Here is a 21970-nt window from a genome sequence, read left to right on the forward strand (position 1 = left end):
CGGTGCGCGTCGACGTCATCAGCCTGTTTCCGGAATTCCTCGCCCAGTCCGCTGCACTGGGCGTGGTCGGCCGCGCGCAAGAGCGTGGTCTGCTGGAGCTGCATGGCTGGAACCCGCGTGACTTTGCCGCAGGCAACTACCGGCGAGTGGACGACCGTCCGTTCGGTGGTGGTCCCGGCATGGTGATGCTGATCGAGCCGCTGCGTGCTGCGCTGGCCGCTGCACGTGCAGCCGATCCGCAGCCGGCGCCGCTGATTTACCTCAGCCCGCAAGGGCGGCCGCTGACCCAGGCCAAGGTCCGGGAACTGGCTGCGTTGCCGCGGATGATCCTGCTGTGCGGTCGCTATGAGGGCGTGGACGAGCGTTTTCTGGCGTCGGAAGTGGACGAAGAGATTTCTCTCGGTGATTACGTGTTGTCCGGCGGTGAGCTGGGCGCGGCGGTGATCATCGATGCGGTTACCCGCTTGCAGGAAGGTGCCCTGAACGATGCTGAATCGGCGGTTCAGGACAGCTTTGAGGGCGATGGCCTGCTGGATTGCCCGCATTACAGCCAGCCGTCCAGCCACGAGCTGGGGGACGTGCCGGACGTGCTGCGTTCGGGGAACCACGCCGCCATCGCGCGCTGGCGCCGCCAGCAATCGTTGCTGCGCACGGCGCAGCGGCGGCCTGACTTGCTGGACGAGGCGGGGCTGGGCAAGGCCGACCGCAAGCTGCTGATGGAGGCCCGTGAGGCTCTGACGGCGGCTGATCAAGCACCTACTGGCGCCAAGGGCTAACAATAGGCTAGAATTGCGAGTTCCCGTCAGCCCTTTGTGGTTGGCGTTGGAAACAAAACAATAAACGTGCAGCGCAATTCGGTGACTGCATAAGAATCCGCTGTCGAATGACACGCCCACCCGAACAATCGGTGTAATCCAATGAGCAAGCTGAACAAGTCCATCGTCGCGGAGTTTGAATCCGCCCAGGTCACCCGCGAACTGCCGAAGTTCAGCCAGGGCGACATCATCGTGGTGAATGTGAAGGTGAAGGAAGGCACCCGCGAGCGTCTGCAGGCATATGAAGGCGTCGTGATCGGCACCAAGAATGCCGGCCTGAACTCCGCTTTCACCGTGCGCAAGATCTCGCACGGCTACGGCGTTGAGCGCGTTTTCCAGACCCACAGCGCCGTGATCGACTCGGTTGAAGTGAAGCGCCGCGGTAAGGTTCGCGCCGGTAAGCTGTACTACCTGCGTGGCCTGGAAGGCAAGGCTGCTCGCATCAAGGAAGATCTGGCCGCTGCTCAGCAGGCCAAGGCCGCTCGTCTGGCTGCCAAGGCCGCTGCGACTGCAGCAGCTGCTGCCGCCGCCGAGTAAGCCCGCCGACAGGCCTCTGCCTGTTTGCAAAGAACGGCCGCCTTCGGGCGGCCGTTTGCGTTTGGGCGATGGGAGGCTCTGGGAATTTGAGAGCTTGAAAGGCTGTCTCTGTTGGTACTTCACCGTCCTCCGTCCCGTGGGTGCACCTTCTCCCGTAAACGGGAGAAGGGATGCGAAAGCGGCTGGCTACCCGCGGAAAGATTCCTGCGCCGGGCCGCGTCATGTGTGCGGAGATGCCTGACGACTCCCTTCACCCACACGTCAGGTGAGGGCATGTGGCCTGCGAGCCACTGGTTTCTGCTTGGCTAAACGCCACGCACATTGTGCGTGGCCGGGGCGCGGAGCGAGTTGCTCCAGCAGAGCGGATAAAGGCGTGCTTCTGCCGCTTAGCGGAAATGCGCTTCAATCTGTTCCAGCGTCTTGCCCTTGGTTTCCGGCATCCAGAAGGCGGCGACCAGGAAGAACACGAAGGTACAGCCGGCCCAGAACAGGAACATGCTGGCGTAGCCGTAATGGCCAACGGTGGGCAGGAACACGGCAGCGATGGTGGTAGAGACGAACTGGTTGATCAGCAGCGCGATGCTCATGCCGTTTGAGCGGATGCGGTTGGGCATCAGCTCGGACAGGGCCAACCAGACACATACACCCGGGCCGACCGCGAAGAATGCGACGAACACCAGAATGCACGCTGCAACCGCCCAGCCATGTGCGGGCGTCGGGACCGGGCCAATCCAGGCCTGTTCGATTTTCAGTGGCGCGTTTGCTGCCACGGCTGGATCCGGGAAGGGATTCAAGTGCAGGCGGCGGAAAAAGCTACCGATGACGCTGTCGGCGCGCACGGTCGTGCCGCGTTGAATGTTCAACTGATGGTCGCTGGCGTTGTCGCTGCGCAATGAACGCACATCGCTGAAGCCACCGTAGGAATAGGAAAGTGTCAGTTGCAGCGGCTGTTGGCCGTGCATGCGTGCGCCGCCCAACTGCCGCCATTGCGCGGCGTCCAGATCCAGCTGCAGGCGGTCATCGAGCACGGCGTGTTGCAGCAGCGGCTGCACATCCGCGCGCCCTTGTTCGGCTTTGAAGAACAACATTGCCGAGGCGAGCAAGGCCAGACAGATGCCGCCGCTGCCGAGCATCAGCAGGAATTTGCGGCCCTTACGGTCCACCAGCAGTAGCGCGGCGACAGTCATCAGTGCGTTGAGCAGCTTGATGGCGACATCGGCACTGTTGGCGGCCGAGCCGGGCAGACCGGCTTGGTTGAGGATGTTGACCGCGTAAGCCAGGATCGAATTGATGCCCGTGGCCTGGGTGCAAGCCAGGATCACGCAGGCCAACAGGAACGGCACCATGTAGCGACGACTGAACAAGCGGTCACGCTTGCCATCGGCCTGCGCAACGACCGGCGCCTGGATCTGCTGCAACGTGCTTTCCACTTGCGTTGCCGGCAGCGTGCGTTGCAGGCTTTGTCGGGCGGCATCGATGCGCCCGCGCTGCACCAGCCAGCGCGGTGATTCGGACAGCCACAACACGCCCACGCAGAACATTACGCCCGGCAGCAGGCAGCTCCAGAAGATGGTGCGCCATGCGTGGTCTTTGACTGGGAACAATTCCTGCGCCTGCTGCACCAGCGGCATGTTGCGCACGGTGTCGGCGGCGGCATCCACCACATGGGCGTGGTACAGGCCGATCAGTGCGGCCAACACCAGGCCAATGGTCAGCAGCAGTTGGAACATGGCCGCGCCGCGACCACGGCGTTCGGGTGCGAGCACTTCGGCCAGATACAACGGCACCACAACGCCGATCAGGCCGCCGCTGATGCCCTGCAGCAAGCGCCCGAGCAACAGCGGCGTGTAACCGGATGCCAGCGCCATGACCGGGATGCTGGCGGTGAACAGCACGCCGGCCAGCAGCATCGCGCCACGGCGGCCGATAAGGTCGGCGATCAGGCCCGCGAACAACGACGACAACACGCTGCCCAGCAAGACCGCTGCGACCACGAAGCCGAGTTGTTGACTGCTCAACTGCCAGGCATGGCTGGCGGTGGCTTCAAGGTAGGGCAGGGCGCCGGCGATGATGCCGATATCGATGCCGTACAGCAGGCCGCCGAGGCCAGCGATGAAAAGCAGGTAGCGGACCGGCCAGCGGGGCGTGGCATCGGTGGCGGACGTGGCGAAGGCTGAGTCGGTCATCGGCTCGTTCCAGAGGGAAGCGCGGGTGCAGCGGGAAGGCGCGCGGGTGGAGCGCCGGTGTGATTAACGGTGCAGATCGACCGGGTGGCCGTTGACCCACACCTGCTGCAATTGCAGATCGGGGCTCAACACCACCATGTCCGCGCGCAGGCCGGGTGCAATGCGGCCGCGGTCTTCCAGCGCGAGGTAGTCGGCGGGGAAGGTGGAGACGCGCTGCGAGGCGTCTGCCAGCTCCAGACCGACCTCAACCAGATTGCGCAGCGCCTGGTCCATGGTCAGCGCGCTGCCGGCCAGCGAGCCGCTGGACAGGCGCACGCAGCCCAGGCATTTGTGCACGCGCTGTTCGCCCAGCGCGTACTCGCCGTCGGGCATGCCGGTGGCGGCGGTGGCATCGGTGACGGCGTAAAGACGCGGAATGGCGCGCACTGCCATCCGGATCACACCGGGGTGGACGTGTTGCAGGTCGGGAATCAGTTCGGCGTATTGCGCATGCGCCAGCGCGGCGGCCGCGATACCGGGATTGCGGTGATCAACGCCAGTCATGCCATTGAACAGATGGGTGAAGCCGGTGGCGCCAGCCTGCAGTGCGGCCACGCCGTCCTCGTAGGTGCCGGCACTGTGGCCGACCTGCACGCGGATACCCATCGCTGCCAGTGCGGGAATCAACACGGCATGCTGGCCGATTTCTGGGGCGATGGTCAGCACTTTGATCGGTGCCAGGGCGTGCAGGTGCTGTACTGATTCCAGTGTCGCTTCGAGCGTGCGTGGCGGTTGCGCGCCGAGCCGCTGCGGGCTGATGAAGGGGCCTTCCAGATGTACGCCAATGATTTGCGCAGCGTCTGCATCCGGCGTGGCGATCACCTGGGCCAGGCCGCGCAATGCGTTTTCGATGTCCTCGAACGCGGCGGTCATGGTGGTGCCGAGCAACGTGGTGGTGCCGTGGCGGGCATGGGTGCGCGCGATGGTACGGGCGACATCGCCACCCTGCATCAGATCGACGCCGGCGCCGCCGTGCACATGCAGGTCGATGAAGCCGGGCAGGATCACCGGCAGTTGCGTGGCATCGCCGGCGTGGTCTTCGATGTCCAGCGATTGAATGTGCTGGCCGAAGTGAACGTGGCCACGTCGCCATCCCAGCGGGGTGAGGATGCGGCCGTACAGGGAGCGGGTGTCGGTCATGGCGGTGGAGGCTCGGCGATGATCACCTCGATCCCCTGCTGCTGCAGTCCCTCGCGGGTGGCATCGTCGATGCCGGGGTCGGTGATGATGGCTTGGATCTGGTCCAGGCGGGCGATGCGATGCAGGCTGACGCGGCCAAATTTGGAGGCGTCGGTCAGCACCACGATGCGCCGTGCGCGCTCGACCATGCGGTGGTTGAGGCGGGCTTCGCCTTCATCGTGGGTGGTGAGGCCGAACTGAAGGTCCAAACCGTCCACGCCCAGGAACAAGGTGTCGAAGCTGTAAGAAGTGAGGCTGGCTTCGGCCTGGCTGCCCTGCAGCGACAGCGACTGCTTGCGCAGCATGCCACCGGTCAGCAGCACGTTTACGCCGGGCGCGTTGGCCAGCTCCCAGGCGATGTTGAGGCCGTTGGTCATCACCGTGACATCGCGGTGCCCGTGCAGATGACGGGCCAGGGTCATGGTGGTGGAACCGGAGTCGATGATGATGTTTTCGCCCGCATGCACCTGCAGCGCGGCACGCATGCCAATGGACTCCTTCAACGACAGATTCAGCGCATCCTTTTCATGGATGTCCTGCTCCAGCGGTGGCATCCGGACCAGGGTCGCACCGCCGTGGGTGCGAGTGGCAAGCCCCTGGATTTCAATCTGGCCCAGATCGGTGCGGATGGTCACCGCCGACACACCAAACCGTTCAACCAGCTCTGCGACCTGCACGCTGCCCTGTTCGATCAGGAGCTGCAGGATCTGCTGGCGGCGGGAGCGTGTATTGCGCATGGCCATCTGTTCTCTCTGTCTGGAATGAAAGAGGGAGATTAACCGTTCGCAAGAACGGAAGCTTGCGAGCTTTCGTTTTGTTTGCGGGCGCCGGCGAGGTTGGCGCTACAGGCCCGCGCGTACTCGCCCAGACACAGGCCAATATGGTGCTGCACCAGCGCGGCGGGCGTGTTGAGCAATTGGCCGGCGCGCACCGCGCGGAACTGCTCGGGCAGGTACTGGCTGAGCAGCACCAACGGCGGTGCGTGCTGTTCAAGATTGGCGAACAAGGTTTGCACGGCCTGCAGCAGCGCTGGCTCGCCCCAGTAGTAACGGCAGCGGTCGCTGAAGGCGTAAGCGCGCAGCAGACGCAGCGTGGCTTCGTCGCCGTGATAGTGCGCCTGCCAATATTTCGGCTGTGCGGTCATCACCTGTTCCAGTACGCGTGGCAACTGCGAGCACTGCGCGGCCGGCAACAGTTCGGCTTCAATTGAGGCCAGGGCGAACAGCGCTTCGCGGTAAGCGAAGGTCGCGGCCGGACCGACCTTGAGGATGGCGAAGTGATCGCGTACCAGTGCATGCAGGCCGGATTCGCGCTGGTAATCCGTGGAGTGCGCTTCAAACACAATGTGCGGTTGCTGCTCCAGGAAATCGGCCAGTGTGGAAGCGGCGGCGGCATCGTAGTCGTGCACGCTGCTGTGGTCGAAATCGACGCCGGGCTGCACCACCATGGCAATCACGCGCTGCCACGCATCGCGCAGTTCCGGCGTGTCGAAGGCCTGTTGATGGATGGCCAGCGTCTGCGCGGCGGCGGCCGGGGTGGTGACGGCCAGGCCGCCTTCGAGTGAGGCTTCGCCACCGGGAATCGGGACTTCGGTGCCGATCACATACAGCGGGAGCGGAAGATGGTGGGCTGCGGCCGTGCGTTCGGCGATGACGGCCAACTCGGCCGAGCGTGCGGCGACGATGGCGTCGGGCAACGGCGTGGGATCGTCGGCGCAGGACATGCTGCAGTCCAGGTGAATCTTGTTGAAGCCGGCAGCGACATAGGCTTCGATCAACACGCGTGCATTGGCCATCGCTTCGGCGGCCGGTTGCTTCTGCCAAGCATTCGGGCCGAGATGATCGCCGCCAAGGATCAGGCGTTCGTGCGGGAAGCCTTCTTCGTCGGCGAGCGCCTGCACATAGTCGCGATACTGCGGTGGGGTCATGCCGGTGTAGCCACCGAACTGATCCACCTGGTTGGAGGTAGCCTCGATCAGCAGCACCGTGCCGTAACGCGCGGCCACTTGCATGGCGGCGCGCAGCACCTGCTCATTGCTGCAGCAGACGCTGTACAGGCCGACATTCTGGCCCTGGCGATGGGCGGTGAGCAGGGTTTGCAGCGAGGACATGACGGACTCCCGGGGGGTCAGGAAAAAGCAGGTTGGCAGGCGAGCAGGGCGGCACCGCGTGCACCACCGGCATCACCGAAACGCGGTGGCACGATGGGCGGCACTTCCACGCCTGCAAAAAGATGGGCGGCGATGGCCGCCGGCAACTGTTCGTACAGCGGTGCGTATTGCGACAAACCGCCGCCGAGCACGATCACATGCGGGTCCAGTGCCAGGATCAACGCAGCGAAGCTGTGGCCGAGCAGGTCGCGGTGGATATCCAACGCCTGCTGCGCACGTGCATCGCCGGCTTCGGCCAAAGCGATGACATCGCTGGCATTGTGGGCGCCTCCGCCGAGGTGGCGTTCGATCATCGACACGCCGCTGCCAGAGACATAACGCTCCACGCAACCACGCAGGCCGCAGCCGCAGTCGAGCAGCGGCAGGCCGTGGCGTTGCAGCAGATTGGCCGGCACGCTCCAGTGGCCCCATTCGCCAGCCAAGCCGTTGAAGCCGCTGATCAGCCGGCCTTGCACGCAGTAGCCGCCGCCTGCGCCGGTGCCAAGGATGGCGCCGAACATGCTGGCGTAGCCATCGGCCGCACCGCCGTGTGCTTCGGACAAGGCAAAGCACTGCAGATCGTTGCCGAAGCGTAGTGGACGTTGCAGGCGCGCCTGCAGATCCTGCGCCACGCACTGGCCGGTGAGTGCAGGCACGTTGGCACTGAGCTGACGGCCACTGCGACGGTCGCGCACACCGGGCAGGGCGATGCCGATGGAGGCGACAGCGTTGCCCCGTTCGGCGTCGGCGCTTTCAACCAGTTCCTGCACTGCCTGCAGAAACGCGACGTAGTCGCCCTGCGGTGTGGCGATGCGCTTGCGCCACGTCACCTGCAATGCGGCATCGCAGGCCACCAGTTCAATCTTGGTGCCGCCGATGTCGATGCCGTAACAGGCGTGTGGCGTGGGCTCAGTCATGGTGGATGGTCACGCCTTTGACGACGCGGTTGACGGTGCCGTCGGGGAACGGGTTGTCAGGCGTCAGGCCCATCGAGGCCGAACGCTGCAATGCATACAGCTGCGCAAACGTCAGCCACACCGGTGCAAGCCAGCTGTCTTGGACGGCCGGCACCGGCAGCGTGTAGTCGTCATCGGCGCCAATGTCGGACTGCGGGCCAATCGACAACACGTTGCCTGCCACACCATCGCTGCGCAGTTCTTCCAACAGATCCTGTTCGTAGCGACGGGCCAGTGGCAGCGCGCTGCGGAACACGACGACCAGGGTCTGGCTGTTGAGCGTGGACTTGGGCCCGTGGCGGAAACCCAGCGGCGTGTTGGCGATGGCCAGTACGCGTCCGGCGGTGAGCTCCAGCACCTTCAGCGCGGCTTCGCGTGCGAGTGCTTCATGCGGGCCGCTGCCCAGGTAGATCACGCGGCTGAAAGGTTCGCGCGCCAGCGCCGCCACGGCGGCGTCCCACTGGTGGATACCGGCGCGCGCCAGTGCTGCAACCTGCTGCAGGCGTGCAATGCGTTCGTCCCACGGCGCGCGGTCGAACACGGCCAGTGCGGACAGCAGCATGCAGGTGAGGCTGCTGGTCATGGCGAAGGCACGGTCGCAGCTGGCCGCCGGCATCAACAGCGTGCAGGTGTCTTCGCGGCCGGCGCCACGGCGTGCAAGCTCGCCGTCGGCATTGCAGGTGATGTCGAGGAAGCGCGCGTCATCCACGTCGGCACGCACGCGCTCTACCGCTGCCACGCTTTCCGGGCTGGAGCCGCTGCGGCCAAACGACACCAGCAGGGTCGGGCGATCGCGTTGCAGGTAGAGCGCTGGATGTGTGAGCAGGCTGGTGGTGTGCACGACGCGCACCTCGGCCGGCCACTGCGCATTGATCGTGTCGGCCACCATCTCGGCGATGAAGCCGGAGCTGCCAGCACCGGTGAACAACACGCATTGCTGCGGGTCATTCAGGCGCTCGCCAAGGAAAGCCTGCACGCGTGCGCAGTCGTCGGCGAGGTTGCTGGCCAGGGTTTCCCAGAGCAGTGGCTGCTGGGCGATTTCGGTAGCGGTATCGGTGCCGCCCAGCTGCTGCCAGGTGGACAGGTCGGAAAGCAGGGTGAGATCCATTCTTGGTTCCTGTTGTGCCAGCGAACCATCTTCGTTTTCTTTCGGAATGTCAAATATCGAAAGCAAAAGAAAAGAAATAAGAGCGGGTCACTTTCACGCTGCGAACCCCGTCACGAACGAAAGGTTTCTCGTAAAACCCTTTCGTAGCAGGTGAATAGCCATATTTCGGGGTAATGGAAAGTGGTGCTCTGCAGCATCTTTCGATTGCAAGAAATTCAACTTACTTTTTACTTTCATTTTGTTGACATCTTTCGATTTGCTGCCCTAGAGTCGGCCGCAACCGCTTTCGAAATGTCCGATGAACGGGCCAGGGGACAAGGTGCATATCCATAATCGTCGCTCACCGCTGCTGCTGGCCCTGCTTTCCGCGCTGCTGCTGCCGGCCCTGCCTGCGCATGCCGAGCCGGTAGGCAATCTCCGTTCAGTGGCTGCCAGTGATGGCAAGGATGGCGTGCGCGGTTGGGAGCTGCGCACTGATGCCGGCAGCACGCTGCGCATCGACGTGCTGGCCAACGACATCGTGCATGTGCAGGCCGGCCGCAAAGGCAAGCTCACTGGCCCCGGCAACAAGGCCGCACCCATCGTGCTGCCGCAGCCGGTGCAGTCGGTGCAGGCGCAGATGGAAGAGGACGCCACCGAAATTCGCGTACGCACCCCGTCGCTGGTGCTGCATGTGCAACGGCAGCCGTTGCAGTTGCGCCTGGAGCGCTTGGACGGCGCGCAAAGTGTGCCGCTGTGGCAGGAGTTGCAGCCGTTGGATCTGGCTGCCGAACAAAGCGTGCAGGTGCTGTCTTCGCAGGCCGATGAAGCGTTTTACGGCGGTGGACAGCAGAACGGTCGCTTCCAGTTCAAGGGCCGCGAACTGGAAGTGTCCTATTCCGGTGGTTGGGAAGAAGGTGACCGCCCGAGCCCGGCGCCGATGCTGCTCAGCTCGCGCGGTTGGGGCATGTTGCGCAATACCTGGAGCGACGGCAGCTACGATCTGCGCCAGCCGGACCAGGCCACGTTGCTGCATCGCGAAGATCGCTTCGATGGCTACTATTTCGTCGGTGCCGATCTGCAGCGCTTGCTGGAGCGCTATACGCAGCTGACCGGTCGCCCGAACATGGTCGCGCGCTGGGCGCTGTCCTACGGCGATGCCGATTGCTACAACGACGGCGACAACATCAAAAAGCCCGGCACCGTGCCGGAAGGCTGGAGCGATGGCCCCACCGGCACCACGCCGGATGTGGTCAACAGTGTTGCCGCCAAGTACCGCGAGCACGATATGCCGGGCGGCTGGATCCTGCCCAACGACGGCTACGGCTGCGGCTACAAGCAGCTGCCGGAAACCGCGCAGGGTTTGGCCAAGTACGGCTTCAAGACCGGCCTGTGGACTGAGAACGGCGTCGACAAGATCGCCTGGGAAGTCGGCAAGGCCGGCAGCCGTGTGCAGAAGCTGGACGTGGCCTGGACCGGGCAGGGCTATCAGTTCGCGATGGACGCCAATCAACAGGCGTTCAACGGCATCCTCGACAACTCCGACTCGCGTCCGTTTCTGTGGACGGTGATGGGCTGGGCCGGCATCCAGCGCTATGCCGTGGCGTGGACCGGCGACCAGAGCAGCAGTTGGGATTACATCCGCTGGCACGTGCCGACCCTGGTGGGTTCCGGCCTGTCCGGCATGGCGTATGCCAGCGGCGACGTGGATGCGATCTTCGGCGGCAGCGCGGAAACCTTCACCCGCGACCTGCAGTGGAAAACGTTCACGCCGGTGCTGATGGGCATGTCCGGCTGGTCGTCGAATGCGCGCAAGCACCCGTGGTGGTTCGACGAACCCTACCGTTCGATCAACCGCGATTACCTCAAGTTGAAAATGCGCCTGACGCCGTACATGTACGGCTTGGTGCATGACGCTGCACAGAGCGGCGCGCCGCCCGTGCGCGGGCTGATGTGGGATTACCCGCAGGATCCGCATGCGCAGGATGAAACCTACAAGTACCAGTTCCTGCTTGGCCGCGACCTGCTCGTTGCGCCGGTCTACCGCAGCCAGGCGGCAAGCCGTGGCTGGCGTCGTGATATCCATCTGCCGGCCGGCGGTTGGTTCGACTATTGGGATGGCCGCCAGGTGCAGGCCCCGGCGCAGGGCCGCCAGTTGGACCGCAAGGTGGAGCTGGCCACGCTGCCGGTCTTCGTGCGTGCTGGCGCAATCGTGCCGATGTATCCGGGCATGTTGTTCGACGGCGAAAAGCCGCTGGACGAAGTGACGTTCGACCTTTATCCGCAGGGCGAATCCCGCTACACGCTGTACGAAGATGACGGCAATACGCGCCGGTATCAGCAGGGTGAATCAAGCACGCAGCAGATCCGCGTGCAGGCCCCGGCACAGGGCAGTGGTGAGGTGCAGGTGCACATTGAAGCAGTGCAGGGCCGGTACCAGGGGCAGCTGCCGCAGCGCCGCTATGGCCTGCGGGTGCTTAGCCGGCAGGCGCCACGTGCGGTGCAGGTGGACGGGCGTGCCCTGACGCAACTGGCCGACGCTGCCGCCTTGCAGGGCGCGGCGGAAGGCTGGTACTTCGATGCGAAGGAGCGTCAGGGCACGCTGCATGTGCGCACTGCCACGCAGGACATCCGCCAGCCGCTGCAATTGCAGTTGGACTTCCCGGTAGCTGCGGCACTGGCCGATGACGCGTTCCCGGCCGCACCGGAACTGGGCCGCGCGTTGCCTTCGGACAGCCTGTTGGTGGTCAACCGCCCGGCGGAAGAATCAGGCCATCCCTTGGAAAATGCGTTCGACGACGACCCGGCAACGTGGTTCCGCAGCGTGCGCAATCAAGCCATCCGCACCGGTGCCCACGAATGGGTGGTCGGTTTTGGCGAGCGCAAGCTGATCGACGGCATCGAACTGGTACCGCGCAACGACAAGAACTGGAAGCACGGCCAGGTTCGCGACTACGAAATCTACATGGGTGACAGCAATGGCGAGTGGGGCGAGCCGATTGCGCGTGGTCATCTGCAGCTGAAGGAAGGACTGCAGCGCATCGACTTCCCGGCACACGCGGGCCGCCTGCTGCGCTTCCGCGTACTCAGCGTGCAGAACCCGGACGGCGACGGCGCTGGCGCCAACGACCCGATGGTGACCGCAGCGCAGGGCAACGCCGCACGTGCGGTGGATGCATTGCAGCCGCGCGATGTCGGTCCGATTGCACTGTCCACCTTCCACATTCTTGAGCAGCAAGCGGCCGAGCGGCCGGCCCAGCAGCAGTTTCTCTCCCAACTGCCGCTACCGGCCGCGCTGGCCGTATCGGTCCACGCAGATCGTGCGTTCAGTGCCGATGTGCCGATGCGCATGAACGGCCTGCAGTTCCGTCGCGGACTGGGTGTTGGTGCGAGCAGTCGCATTGATCTGGCCATGAAGGGGAATTGGAAACTGCTGCGCGCCGATCTCGGCATCGATGACCAATGCCGTCAGGCCGGTGGCATGCAGTTCCAGGTGTGGGGCGACGACCGCCTGCTCTACGACAGTGGCCTGGTGAAAGCGCCCGGCGTGGTCAAACCGGAGCTGGATGTCCGCGGCCTCACCCATCTGAGCCTGCGCACGTTGGGTGCGCAGGGCAAGCAACCCTCCCAGGTTTGTGGCAACTGGGCCAACGCCGTGCTGATCGGCGAGGAGGGCGACAGCGCCGAAATCGTCGCCCCATGACCGCCACTTCGTAACACCGCTGCTCCCCCGCAACACACCGACTGCGCTCTCAGGGGGCGCGGGCCGGGACCGCTTTGCCCCGCCAACTGCTGTTTTTTGCGTGACCTTGCCAGGAGAGAACCCGATGTTGCCCGCCAATCGCAGTGCCAAACGCTGTTTGCCAGCCCCGCTATCGTTGGCTGTCGCCAGCGTGTTGTTCGCCGTCGCCGCACCTGCTTTCGCTCAGGACAGCAGTGAAAAGGAAAAAGACAAGGCCACCGAGCTGGCCCGCATCGAGGTCACCGGTTCCAACATCCGCCGCACCGATGTGGAAACCGCGTCGCCGGTGCAGGTCATCAGCAAGCAGGACATCGAGAACATGGGCGCGCGCACGCTGTTGCAGGTGCTCGACAACCTGCCGGCCGCGCGACCGGGGCAGGTGGATTCCAAATCGCTGTTCACCGGTTCGGACGGCGCCTCGCAGGCCAATCTGCGTGGCCTCGGCGCGCAGGGAACGCTGGTGCTGTTGAATGGTCGCCGCCTGTCTTACTACGGTGCGCCGGCGGGTTTCCAGACCCAGTTCGTCAATATTGACGCGATTCCCGCTGCCGTCATCGAGCGCATGGAAGTACTGACCGACGGTGCGTCTGCCGTGTACGGCACCGACGCGGTGGCTGGCGTCATCAACGTCATCACCAAGAGCAGCTATCAGGGGCTGGAAGTCAGCGGCACCTGGGACACTGCATCACGTTTCGATTCCTTTGGTGAGAAGCAGGCCAGCGTTACCGGCGGCTTTGGTGACATGTCCGAGGATGGTTACAACGTCTATGCCAGCGTCAACCTCTATGAGCGCGACGGCATCCCGGACCGCGAGTGGTACGACAAGAACCCTGCACAGTTCTACGTCAACAATCCGGACTACATCAAAAACATGCGGCTGGACTCCGGCAGCGCGCCGGGCGTGTTCAACCCCGGCTACTACTACGCCATCGATCCGGTGACCAAGGCGCGCGTGGATGAAGCTGCGCCGGGCTGCAACAACGTGCTGCAGGTGGCCAGCGGCACGCGTTGCGTCTGGCAGAACTGGTTGAATGGTCAGGTAAATGGCGGTGCTGACTCCAAGCGCATGACTGCTTACGTCAATGGCCATTTTCAGGTGAGCGATACCACCGAGGCATTCGCCGAACTGACCTATACCGACATCGACCTGCGCGCCAACGGCGGTACGCCGCGTGCCTACGGCACGACCACCGGCAACCCGCAGAGCTGGTTCTCGCGCAATACCGGCAACACGGTCAATCAGTTCCTGACCCCGTGGCTTGGCCCGAACAACGTGTACAACCACGCAAGCCCGGAGATGAAGGCGGTGATGGGTGGCGTGGTCGGCCTCAGCTACCTGCTGCAGGACGTGGGAGGCGGTCATTTCGGCCAGCGCAATACCGACAAGAGCTACCGCGCGGTCACCGGCCTGCGTGGCAGCGTGGGGGACTGGAACTGGGAAACCGCATTCGCCACTGCCGGCTCGCACTCGATTACCTACCAGACCACCAACGTCAACCTGAAGGGCTTCGAGAAGGCCTTTGGCCCGTACACCACCGATCCAGGTACCGGCCGCGTCATTATTTCCGACAACCCGGCCTACAAGTTCGGCGAGATCAGTGAAGCCAATGCCGCCTTGATCCGCGAGGCGTTCCCGACCTTCGACATCCAGTCGTGGACGCGCCTGCACACCTTGGACGGCAAGGTGGAAGGCCCGCTGTTCAACCTGCCGGCCGGTGAAGTGCGTGCGGCATTCGGCTTCAATGCCACCCGCGAAACCTTCTACACGCCGGGCAACCCGGACGCTGCCAACGGCCTGATCACCCAGCAGGGTGGCTCGTGGTTCGACGGTGCGCGCAACACCTACGCGCTGTTCTCCGAAGCCGTCGTCCCACTCACTGAAAAGCTGGAAATGGATGTCGCACTGCGCGTGGACAAGTACCCCAACTTCAGCGCCAACCTGGCGCCGAAGCTCGGACTCAAGTACCAGGCGTTGCCGCAGCTGATGCTGCGCGGTACCTATTCGGAGGGTTTCCGCGCACCGAGCCTGGCTGAGTCCGGTACCGGTGGCGTGTATGCGCAGATTGGTGGCTACCGCGACGAAGTACGCTGTGCCGAGACCAATGCGATCGCTGGCCTGCTGCGGCAGTCCAACCGTGGCGTCGACAAGGACCTGGGCAATGCGTTGTGGAACAGCGACTGCAGCCGCAACGTGGCGCGCATGACCCAGCCCAATCAGGACCTGAAGCCCGAGAAGGCGAAGATCGCCACCCTCGGTGTCGTGCTGGAACCGACCGATTGGCTGTCGGTGTCGGCCGACTATTGGTTCGTGTACCGCCGCAATGAGATCGTCGCGCCGGACTACAGCAAGCCGGAAGAAATCAGCGACATGTCGCGCTTCCCAATCACCGAAAGCGATCTGGCCAATCAGGCGGCACTGGCCGCCATGTGCAGCGATCCCGCCAGCGGCGTGACCTGTCCGGGCACCCTGCCGGTATACAGCACCGGTAACGTGGCCAGCGTCATCGGCCAGTACCGCAACCGTGGCCGTACGCTCATCGACGGTCTGGACGTGGACGCGCGTGGTCGTTTCGATCTCGGTGAATGGGGCCGGTTGAACGTCGGCATCGCCGCGACCATCGCCAACCGCAACATGTACAACTCTGATGACGCTGATGGCTGGTACTACGGCAATCTCGTGGGCTACTACAACAACCCGAAAGTGCGCGCGACCTTCAACACCAACTGGACCTACGGCAACTGGGATACCGGCTTCTACGTGAACTATGTCGGCGGCACCAAGTGGGCGTATGACCGCATCGATGCGGCCGACAACAACGCGCAGACCTGCACCGGCAGCTTCCTGAACCTGGCGCCCGGCCACTGCGGTGGCGCACCGGCCTGGTGGACGGCCAATCTCAGTGTGAACTGGCGTCCCATGGAGAACCTGAGCGTCGGTGTGACCGTGAAGAACCTGTTCAACCGTCTGCCGTTCTACGATCCGAACGACTGGATGAACTTCGCCGGGTACGCGAACAACTTCGGTCGCATCTACAGCGTGACCGCGACCTACAAGTTCTAAGGACGCCGGTGCACCGCTTCCCCGTTATGCATTGCATGACGGGGAAGACGGTGACACCGTCAGCACGGTCGTGGCATGCATGCCATCACCGGCACGATTTCATGAAAGAGGAGTTGCAATGAAACGTAGGGAATTCATCATGGCCAGCGCCGCCATTGGCGCCAGCGCGCTGTTGCCGTCCACTCCGCTTTGGGCACGTGGCCGAAAGGTGCGTCTGGGCGTGATTGGTACCGGTATGCGTGGTCTGGTGCTGTTGAAGGAACTGGTGCGCCGCGATGACGTGGAAGTAGTGGCGCTGTGCGACATCGAGCCGATCATGCTCAAGCGCGCTACCGACATGGTCAGCAAGGCCGGCAAGCCGGCACCTACGGTGTATGGCGATGACCGTGATGCGAATGCATGGAAGCGCCTGATCGAACAACGCGGCCTGGATGGCGTGATCATCGCCACGCCGTGGGAGTTGCACGCGCCGATGGCGATCGCTGCGATGCAGGCCAAGGTCGCCGTGGGTTGCGAGGTGGTGGCCGGCATCACCTTGCAAGACCATTGGGACGTGCTCAACACCCAGCTCAGCACCGGTACTCCGTACATGCTGCTGGAAAACGTGTGCTATCGCCGCGACGTGATGGCCGCGCTGCAGATGGTGCGTGAAGGTCTGTTCGGCGAGTTGGTGCATCTGCAGGGCGGCTACCAGCACGACCTGCGCGGCGTGAAGTTCAACGACGGCACGCCGGAGCATCCCTATGACAGCGGGGTCGAGTTCGGTGCCAAAGGCTGGTCTGAAGCGCGTTGGCGCACCGAGCATTCCGTGCAGCGCAACGGCGAGCTGTACCCCAGCCACGGTATCGGCCCGTGCGCGATGTATACCGGCATCAACCGCGGCAACCGTTTTACCCATATCAATGCATTCGCCAGCAAGGCGCGCGGCCTGCACGAGTACACCGTCGCCAAGAGCGGCGGCACCACGCACCCGAGCACCCAGGTGCAGTTCAAGCTGGGTGACATCGTCACCACCACGCTGGCCTGTGCCAACGGCGAGACCATCCTGCTACAGCACGACACTTCGCTGCCGCGCCCGTACTCGATGGGCTTCCGCGTGCAGGGCACCAAGGGCCTGTGGATGGACGTCAACCATGGCATTCATATCGAAGGCCGCAGCCCGCCGCACCAGTGGGAAGAGTTCAAGACCTACCAGGACCAATACGAGCATCCGCTGTGGAAGCAGCATGCCGACACCGCCGCCAGTGCAGGCCACGGCGGCATGGATTGGTTCGTGATTCATGCCTTTGTCGAAGCGCTGAAGGCCAAGGCGCCGATGCCCATCGACATCTACGACGCAGTGACCTGGAGTGCGATCACCCCGTTGTCCGAGCAGTCGATCAGCAACAGCTTCCAGACCCTGGAGTTCCCGGACTTCACCAAGGGCCTGTGGCAACAGCGCAAGCCGATTTTTGCGTTCGACGGAAAGTACTGAGGCTTGTCTCCCTCCCTTTGCAATGGCAGGGGGAGGGGTAAGGCGCCCGCTAACGGACTGCGGGCGTTTCAACCACGGTATCGGTATCAGCTTCCACTTCCAGGTTGGCATCAGCCACCGGCGACGGCGGCGTGGAGGGCACTTCCGCAGGCGTGGCCAGTTTGTCGGTCTCGTGCTTCTCCAGCATTTTGGCCTTGCGCCAATTGCCCCAGCGGTAATAGGCCATGACCATCAGCATCGAGCAGAACGCGCTCACCGGGAAACTCCACCAGATCGCGTCCACGCCAAACTCCGGTTGCAGCAGCTTGGCGAACGGCACACGGATGCCCCACATCGCCACGGCCAGGATCAACAGCGGCGGTACTACCGCGCCGGTCGAGCGCACCACACCGGACACCACGAAGGTCACGCCAAAGAACAGGAACGACCACACCGAGATGTGGTTGAGGTGGCGGCCGATTTCCAGCGCCGGGCTGTCGCCCGGCAGGAACAGCGCCAGCGTGCTGCGATCAAACAAAATGATCGGCGCGATCAACGCACCGGTCAGCAGAAAGTTGAACAGCACGCCGGTGCGCGCAGTGGCATGCACGCGATCCCAGCGGCCGGCACCCACGTTCTGCGCTGCCATCGATGAGCAGGCCGCGCCAATGGCCATCGCTGGCATCTGCACGTAGGTCCACAACTGCATGGCGGCACCATAGGCCGAGGCGGTCGCCACGCCGTAGCCGTTGACCATGGAGATCATCATGATCATCGCCAGCGAGATCACCACCATCTGCAGGCCCATTGGCACGCCTTTGATCACCAGTGCCTTGAGGATCACCGGGTCGATCTTCAGCAATGCGGCGTCCTTGCGCCCCAGCCATAGCATGTGGCGCTTGTTTCGCAGGTACAGCAGCATCGCCGCCAGCGCCAAACCCTGTGCGAAGAATGTCGCCCACGCCGCACCTGCCACACCCAGTTCCGGGAACGGGCCCAGCCCGAATATCAGCAAGGGATTGATGCAGATATCCAACAGCACCGACAGCAGCAGAAACCGGAACGGCGTGCGTGCATCGCCCGCGCCGCGCAATGCCGCGGTGAAGAAGGCAAACGCGTAGATCAGCGGCATGCCGAGGAAGATCACCTTCAGGTAGGCGTCGGCCATTGCCAGGGATTCGGCCGGCGTGCCCATCGCCAGCAGCAGCCGGTGCGACAGGAACCAGCCAGCCACCGCGATTACCGCCGACAGGCCAATGAAGAACGTCGCACTGGTGCCCATCACGCGGCGCGCCTGCGGCAGGTCCTTGGCGCCGATGGACTGGCCGATCAGGATGGTAGCGGCCATGCCGATGCCGAATACCGAGCCGATCAGGAAAAACATGATGTTGTTGGCGTTGGCCGTGGCGGTCAGTGCCGCCTCGCCGAGAAACTTGCCCACCCATATCGCGTTGACCGACCCATTCAGCGACTGCGCTATGTTGCCGGCGAGAATAGGCAGCGAGAACAGCAGCAGGCTGCGCCCGATTGGGCCTTCGGTGAGTGAGCGGGCTGGGCTGGCTTTCGACATTGGATGCCGCTGTTTGAAACGTGGCAGGCACACTAGCATCTTGCCAGTGACGATGCCGACCATTGGTATGCATCAAGCCGGGCCTGAGCACCCGGCGTTTTGAACGCAGACAACAGGAATACGATGAGCCAAGACGCCGTACCCGTCCCCAGCATCCGCCTCGATGTGTGGCTGTGGGCCGCACGTTTCTTCAAGACCCGTAGCCTGGCAAAACAGGCGGTGGACACCGGCAAGGTGGAAGTCGAAGGGCAGCGCCCCAAATCCTCGCGTGCCATCCGCATCGGCGATGCGATGCGCGTGCAGCGTGGCGAAGAAGTGTTTGAGCTGCGCGTCAGCGGTCTGAGCGAATTACGCGGCTCGGCACCGGCCGCGCAGGCGCTGTACGACGAAAGCGAAGCGTCGAAGAAGGCGCGAGAGGAAGTGAGACTGCGCCGTGCCGCCGAACGCACGGGTTACCGTGCTCCGGCTCACAAGCCCGACAAACGCGCGCGTCGCCTGATTCGCGCATTGGGTGATCTGGACGCGTTGTGAGGGGAGGGGTAAAAGGCGTTGAGCGTCCCTGGTGTTTGGAGCCATCAAAAGAAAACGCCACCGTAGAGGTGGCGTTTTTGTCAGGTTTGAACCCGGTAGTGCGGGAACTCAGCGCTTGCCGCTGCCCAGCAGGCCGCTGCCGAGCTTGATCAGGTCGCCGACACCGAACTGGCCGTCACCATCCTGATCCAGCACGCTGCCCAGCAGGCCGCCACCGATGCCGCCGGCCTGGGTTACCTGCTGCTTTTCCTGGCCGAGCAACTGGGCGAGGCCGCCGGCATCCGTCTGGCTGCCACCGCTGGCCATGCGCTGTGCCAGGAAGGCCATCACGATCGGGGCCAGGATCTTCAGCAGTTGACCCGAACTGCTCGGGCTCAGACCGGTGGCCTGGGCCAATCCGGTTTCAGCGCGGGTTTCATTGCCGCCAAAGATGTGGCCAAGAATGCCGGCACCGTTGGCAGCCGGGTTGCCACCGCCGCCGCCCAGTACCGAGCCCAGCACGTTGCCGATATCCAGGCCGCTGTGATTGGTCTGCAACGCACCCAGCAGGGCCTGTGCGCCCTGCGGTTGGGCTGCGTTGTTGCCCAGTGCGCCCATCAGCAAGGGCAGGGCAGCACTGATCGCGCCGGACGCCTGCTGGGGGTCGATGCCCAGTTGCTGGGAAACCTGTTGCAGGGGCGCACCTTGCAGCTGGGAGAGGAGGTCGTCGGTCAGGCTCATGTCGTAGATTCCTTGCAATGGGTTGCAGAGCGGGATGTTAACCCTGGGAAGGGGCAGTTGCGTGGGGCCTGACATCAACGCCCGGGATGCATCGCGTGCACCCCGGGCGTTGTGGGAACCAACAAGCCCCGCCTTGCGGGCAGGGCCGGTGAATCAGAGTTCGATATCCTCGGCGCCGGGCGTGGCGCTGGGGAAATCGCTACCCGGGTGCGGCGGTGGCGCGAAAGGATCGGCTGGTGCCGGCGCGGCAGCCAGCTTCTGCAGTGCGGCGGCGACGCCTGCACCATAAGCCGGATCGGCCTTGTTGCAGTTGTCCATGTGACGTTGCTTGATGAAGTCCGGCGCATCACCCAGTGCACGCGCAGTGTTGTCGAACAAACGCTGCTTCTGTTCGGCGTTGTAGCTGCGGAACAGCGCGCCCGGCTGGCTGAAATAGTCGTTGTCGTCTTCGCGGAAATTCCAGAAGTCGGCATCGCCACGGATCTTCAACGCGGGCTCGCGGAACGCCGGCTGCTCCTGCCACTGGCCGTAACTGTTGGGCTCGTAATGCGGCAGGCCGCCGTAGTTGCCGTCCACACGCATGGCGCCATCGCGGTGGTTGCTGTGTACCGGACAACGCGCCGCATTGACCGGAATTTGGTGGTGATTGACGCCCAGGCGGTAACGCTGCGCATCGGTGTAGGCGAACAGGCGCGCCTGCAGCATCTTGTCCGGCGACGGGCCGATGCCCGGCACCAGATTGCTCGGCGCGAATGCCGATTGCTCCACGTCCTGGTACCAATTGACCGGGTTGCGATTGAGCGCGAACTCGCCCACTTCGATCAGCGGGTAATCACTCTTCGGCCACACCTTGGTCAGGTCGAACGGATGGATGCGATAGGTCTCGGCGTCCAGCTCCGGCATGATCTGTACGAACAGCTTCCATTTCGGGAAATCGCCACGCTCGATGGCCTTGAACAGGTCGCGGCCATGGCTCTCGCGGTCCTTGCCAACCAGTACTTCGGCTTGTGCATCGGTCAGCGCTTCGATGCCCTGCTGGCTGTGGAAATGGAACTTCACCCAGAAGCGCTCACCGTCATGGTTGGTGAAGCTGTAAGTGTGCGAGCCGAAACCGTGCATGTGGCGGAAGCTGCGCGGAATGCCGCGGTCGCTCATCACCACGGTCACCTGCATCAGTGCTTCGGGCAGCAGCGTCCAGAAATCCCAGTTGTTGCGCGCGCTGCGCAGGTTGGTGTGCGGATCGCGCTTGACCGCCTTGTTGAGGTCACCGAACTTGCGCGGGTCACGCAGAAAGAACACCGGGGTGTTGTTGCCCACCAGGTCCCAGTTGCCTTCTTCGGTGTAGAACTTCAGCGCGAAGCCACGGATGTCGCGCTCGGCATCGGCAGCGCCACGTTCGCCGGCCACGGTGGTGAAGCGCGCAAACATCTCGGTCTGTTTGCCTACCGCCGAGAACATCTTGGCGCGGGTGTACTTGCTGATGTCGTGGGTGACGGTGAAGGTGCCGAACGCGCCGGAGCCCTTTGCGTGCATGCGACGCTCGGGAATGATCTCGCGGTTGAGGTTGGCCAGCTTCTCCAGCAGCCACACGTCTTCCATCAACAGCGGCCCGCGCGGGCCGGCGGTCTTGCTGTTCTGGTTGTCCACCACCGGCGCGCCAAAGGCGGTGGTCATCGGCGTCACCGGTGCATCGCCCTGCTTCTGCTTCGGCGTGGTGCTGGTGTCGCGTTGTGATTGGGCGGCCTGCTCGGGCGAGGGTGCGGCGTGATACGGGCAGGTAGGCTTGTCGTTGCTGCTCATGGCTGGCTCCAGCTGGCTCAGGGATCTATCTTGAACCGACTGTAGGCATGAATAGGTGAAATGCCTAATCAAATGATCTGCTCGCATCAATAGGATTTGTCTATCGACTTGCCTGGGATGAATCAGCAATGTTGCTTGTTGCGAC

Annotated in this window: 15 protein-coding genes; 6 read left to right on the forward strand and 9 right to left on the reverse strand. The window is 63.7% G+C overall.

Going from position 1 to position 21970, the window contains the following annotated elements; genetic code table 11:
- The first annotated feature begins 2 nt into the window (after positions 1 to 2).
- Positions 3 to 776, forward strand: coding sequence for a tRNA (guanosine(37)-N1)-methyltransferase TrmD (gene trmD / locus PAN08_RS05695; RefSeq protein ID WP_269790509.1), 774 nt, complete (start codon positions 3 to 5; stop codon positions 774 to 776).
- Positions 777 to 917: 141 nt separating this feature from the next.
- Entirely contained in the window at positions 918 to 1352 is a 435-nt protein-coding gene (gene rplS, locus PAN08_RS05700) for a 50S ribosomal protein L19 (protein WP_269790510.1), read from the forward strand.
- A gap of 386 nt (positions 1353 to 1738) precedes the next feature.
- On the opposite strand, the gene PAN08_RS05705 is transcribed toward rplS, so the two are convergent.
- The 6 genes from PAN08_RS05705 to PAN08_RS05730 all read right to left on the reverse strand — a co-directional run bounded on the left by PAN08_RS05705 (position 1739) and on the right by PAN08_RS05730 (position 8969).
- A complete protein-coding gene (locus PAN08_RS05705) occupies positions 1739 to 3538 on the reverse strand; it encodes an MFS transporter (RefSeq protein WP_269790511.1) in 1800 nt (599 codons plus the stop codon).
- A 63-nt stretch (positions 3539 to 3601) separates the two neighbouring features.
- Positions 3602 to 4717, reverse strand: coding sequence for an N-acetylglucosamine-6-phosphate deacetylase (nagA, locus tag PAN08_RS05710; protein ID WP_269790512.1), 1116 nt, complete (start codon positions 4715 to 4717; stop codon positions 3602 to 3604).
- Positions 4714 to 5493 carry a DeoR family transcriptional regulator gene (locus PAN08_RS05715; RefSeq protein ID WP_269790513.1) on the reverse strand — a complete coding sequence of 260 codons (780 nt, stop codon included), beginning with the start codon at positions 5491 to 5493 and terminating at the stop codon, positions 4714 to 4716. Before PAN08_RS05715 ends, nagA begins: the two co-directional genes overlap by 4 nt.
- A gap of 38 nt (positions 5494 to 5531) precedes the next feature.
- Positions 5532 to 6866, reverse strand: a complete 1335-nt coding sequence (locus tag PAN08_RS05720; protein WP_269790514.1) for a D-tagatose-bisphosphate aldolase, class II, non-catalytic subunit — start codon at positions 6864 to 6866, stop codon at positions 5532 to 5534.
- 17 nt (positions 6867 to 6883) lie between these two features.
- Entirely contained in the window at positions 6884 to 7822 is a 939-nt protein-coding gene (locus tag PAN08_RS05725; RefSeq protein ID WP_269790515.1) for an ROK family protein, read from the reverse strand.
- The gene (locus tag PAN08_RS05730; RefSeq protein ID WP_269790516.1) at positions 7815 to 8969 is read right to left on the reverse strand and encodes an SIS domain-containing protein; all 1155 of its coding nucleotides are present in this window, start codon (positions 8967 to 8969) and stop codon (positions 7815 to 7817) included. Before PAN08_RS05730 ends, PAN08_RS05725 begins: the two co-directional genes overlap by 8 nt.
- Positions 8970 to 9267: 298 nt before the next feature.
- On the opposite strand from PAN08_RS05730, the gene PAN08_RS05735 reads away from it, so the two are divergent.
- The 3 genes from PAN08_RS05735 (at position 9268) to PAN08_RS05745 (ending at position 17225) form a co-directional block, all read left to right on the forward strand.
- Positions 9268 to 12651 carry a TIM-barrel domain-containing protein gene (locus tag PAN08_RS05735; protein ID WP_269790517.1) on the forward strand — a complete coding sequence of 1128 codons (3384 nt, stop codon included), beginning with the start codon at positions 9268 to 9270 and terminating at the stop codon, positions 12649 to 12651.
- 124 nt (positions 12652 to 12775) lie between these two features.
- Positions 12776 to 15751 carry a TonB-dependent receptor gene (locus PAN08_RS05740; RefSeq protein ID WP_269790518.1) on the forward strand — a complete coding sequence of 992 codons (2976 nt, stop codon included), beginning with the start codon at positions 12776 to 12778 and terminating at the stop codon, positions 15749 to 15751.
- A 118-nt stretch (positions 15752 to 15869) separates the two neighbouring features.
- Positions 15870 to 17225: a Gfo/Idh/MocA family oxidoreductase gene (locus PAN08_RS05745; protein ID WP_269790519.1), complete on the forward strand. Its 1356-nt coding sequence runs from the start codon at positions 15870 to 15872 to the stop codon at positions 17223 to 17225.
- Between the two features lie 49 nt (positions 17226 to 17274).
- Here the strand turns inward: PAN08_RS05745 and PAN08_RS05750 are convergent, their stop codons facing one another.
- Entirely contained in the window at positions 17275 to 18774 is a 1500-nt protein-coding gene (locus PAN08_RS05750) for an MATE family efflux transporter (protein WP_269790520.1), read from the reverse strand.
- Positions 18775 to 18897: 123 nt separating this feature from the next.
- Here PAN08_RS05750 and PAN08_RS05755 point away from each other — a divergent pair, with 123 nt between their 5' ends.
- Positions 18898 to 19305 carry a S4 domain-containing protein gene (locus PAN08_RS05755; RefSeq protein ID WP_269790521.1) on the forward strand — a complete coding sequence of 136 codons (408 nt, stop codon included), beginning with the start codon at positions 18898 to 18900 and terminating at the stop codon, positions 19303 to 19305.
- A 108-nt stretch (positions 19306 to 19413) separates the two neighbouring features.
- Here the strand turns inward: PAN08_RS05755 and PAN08_RS05760 are convergent, their stop codons facing one another.
- Complete coding sequence (locus PAN08_RS05760; RefSeq protein ID WP_269790522.1) at positions 19414 to 20025, reverse strand: DUF937 domain-containing protein; 612 nt, start codon at positions 20023 to 20025, stop codon at positions 19414 to 19416.
- Positions 20026 to 20178: 153 nt separating this feature from the next.
- Positions 20179 to 21699 carry a catalase gene (locus PAN08_RS05765; RefSeq protein WP_269791181.1) on the reverse strand — a complete coding sequence of 507 codons (1521 nt, stop codon included), beginning with the start codon at positions 21697 to 21699 and terminating at the stop codon, positions 20179 to 20181.
- Positions 21700 to 21970: the final 271 nt, after the last annotated feature.

Source organism: Stenotrophomonas sp. Iso1 (genome assembly GCF_027497995.1).
Taxonomy (GTDB): domain Bacteria; phylum Pseudomonadota; class Gammaproteobacteria; order Xanthomonadales; family Xanthomonadaceae; genus Stenotrophomonas.

Excerpts from the sequence above, each read along its gene's own strand:
- PAN08_RS05705 (WP_269790511.1), bottom strand. The coding sequence starts at position 3,538 with ATGACCGACTCAGCCTTCGCCACGTCCGCCACCGATGCCACGCCCCGC.
- PAN08_RS05720 (WP_269790514.1), bottom strand. The coding sequence starts at position 6,866 with ATGTCCTCGCTGCAAACCCTGCTCACCGCCCATCGCCAGGGCCAGAAT.
- PAN08_RS05745 (WP_269790519.1), top strand. The coding sequence starts at position 15,870 with ATGAAACGTAGGGAATTCATCATGGCCAGCGCCGCCATTGGCGCCAGC.
- PAN08_RS05715 (WP_269790513.1), bottom strand. The coding sequence starts at position 5,493 with ATGCGCAATACACGCTCCCGCCGCCAGCAGATCCTGCAGCTCCTGATC.
- PAN08_RS05750 (WP_269790520.1), bottom strand. The coding sequence starts at position 18,774 with ATGTCGAAAGCCAGCCCAGCCCGCTCACTCACCGAAGGCCCAATCGGG.
- rplS (WP_269790510.1), top strand. The coding sequence starts at position 918 with ATGAGCAAGCTGAACAAGTCCATCGTCGCGGAGTTTGAATCCGCCCAG.
- PAN08_RS05740 (WP_269790518.1), top strand. The coding sequence starts at position 12,776 with ATGTTGCCCGCCAATCGCAGTGCCAAACGCTGTTTGCCAGCCCCGCTA.
- PAN08_RS05765 (WP_269791181.1), bottom strand. The coding sequence starts at position 21,699 with ATGACCACCGCCTTTGGCGCGCCGGTGGTGGACAACCAGAACAGCAAG.
- PAN08_RS05755 (WP_269790521.1), top strand. The coding sequence starts at position 18,898 with ATGAGCCAAGACGCCGTACCCGTCCCCAGCATCCGCCTCGATGTGTGG.
- PAN08_RS05735 (WP_269790517.1), top strand. The coding sequence starts at position 9,268 with ATGAACGGGCCAGGGGACAAGGTGCATATCCATAATCGTCGCTCACCG.
- PAN08_RS05760 (WP_269790522.1), bottom strand. The coding sequence starts at position 20,025 with ATGAGCCTGACCGACGACCTCCTCTCCCAGCTGCAAGGTGCGCCCCTG.
- nagA (WP_269790512.1), bottom strand. The coding sequence starts at position 4,717 with ATGACCGACACCCGCTCCCTGTACGGCCGCATCCTCACCCCGCTGGGA.
- PAN08_RS05730 (WP_269790516.1), bottom strand. The coding sequence starts at position 8,969 with ATGGATCTCACCCTGCTTTCCGACCTGTCCACCTGGCAGCAGCTGGGC.
- PAN08_RS05725 (WP_269790515.1), bottom strand. The coding sequence starts at position 7,822 with ATGACTGAGCCCACGCCACACGCCTGTTACGGCATCGACATCGGCGGC.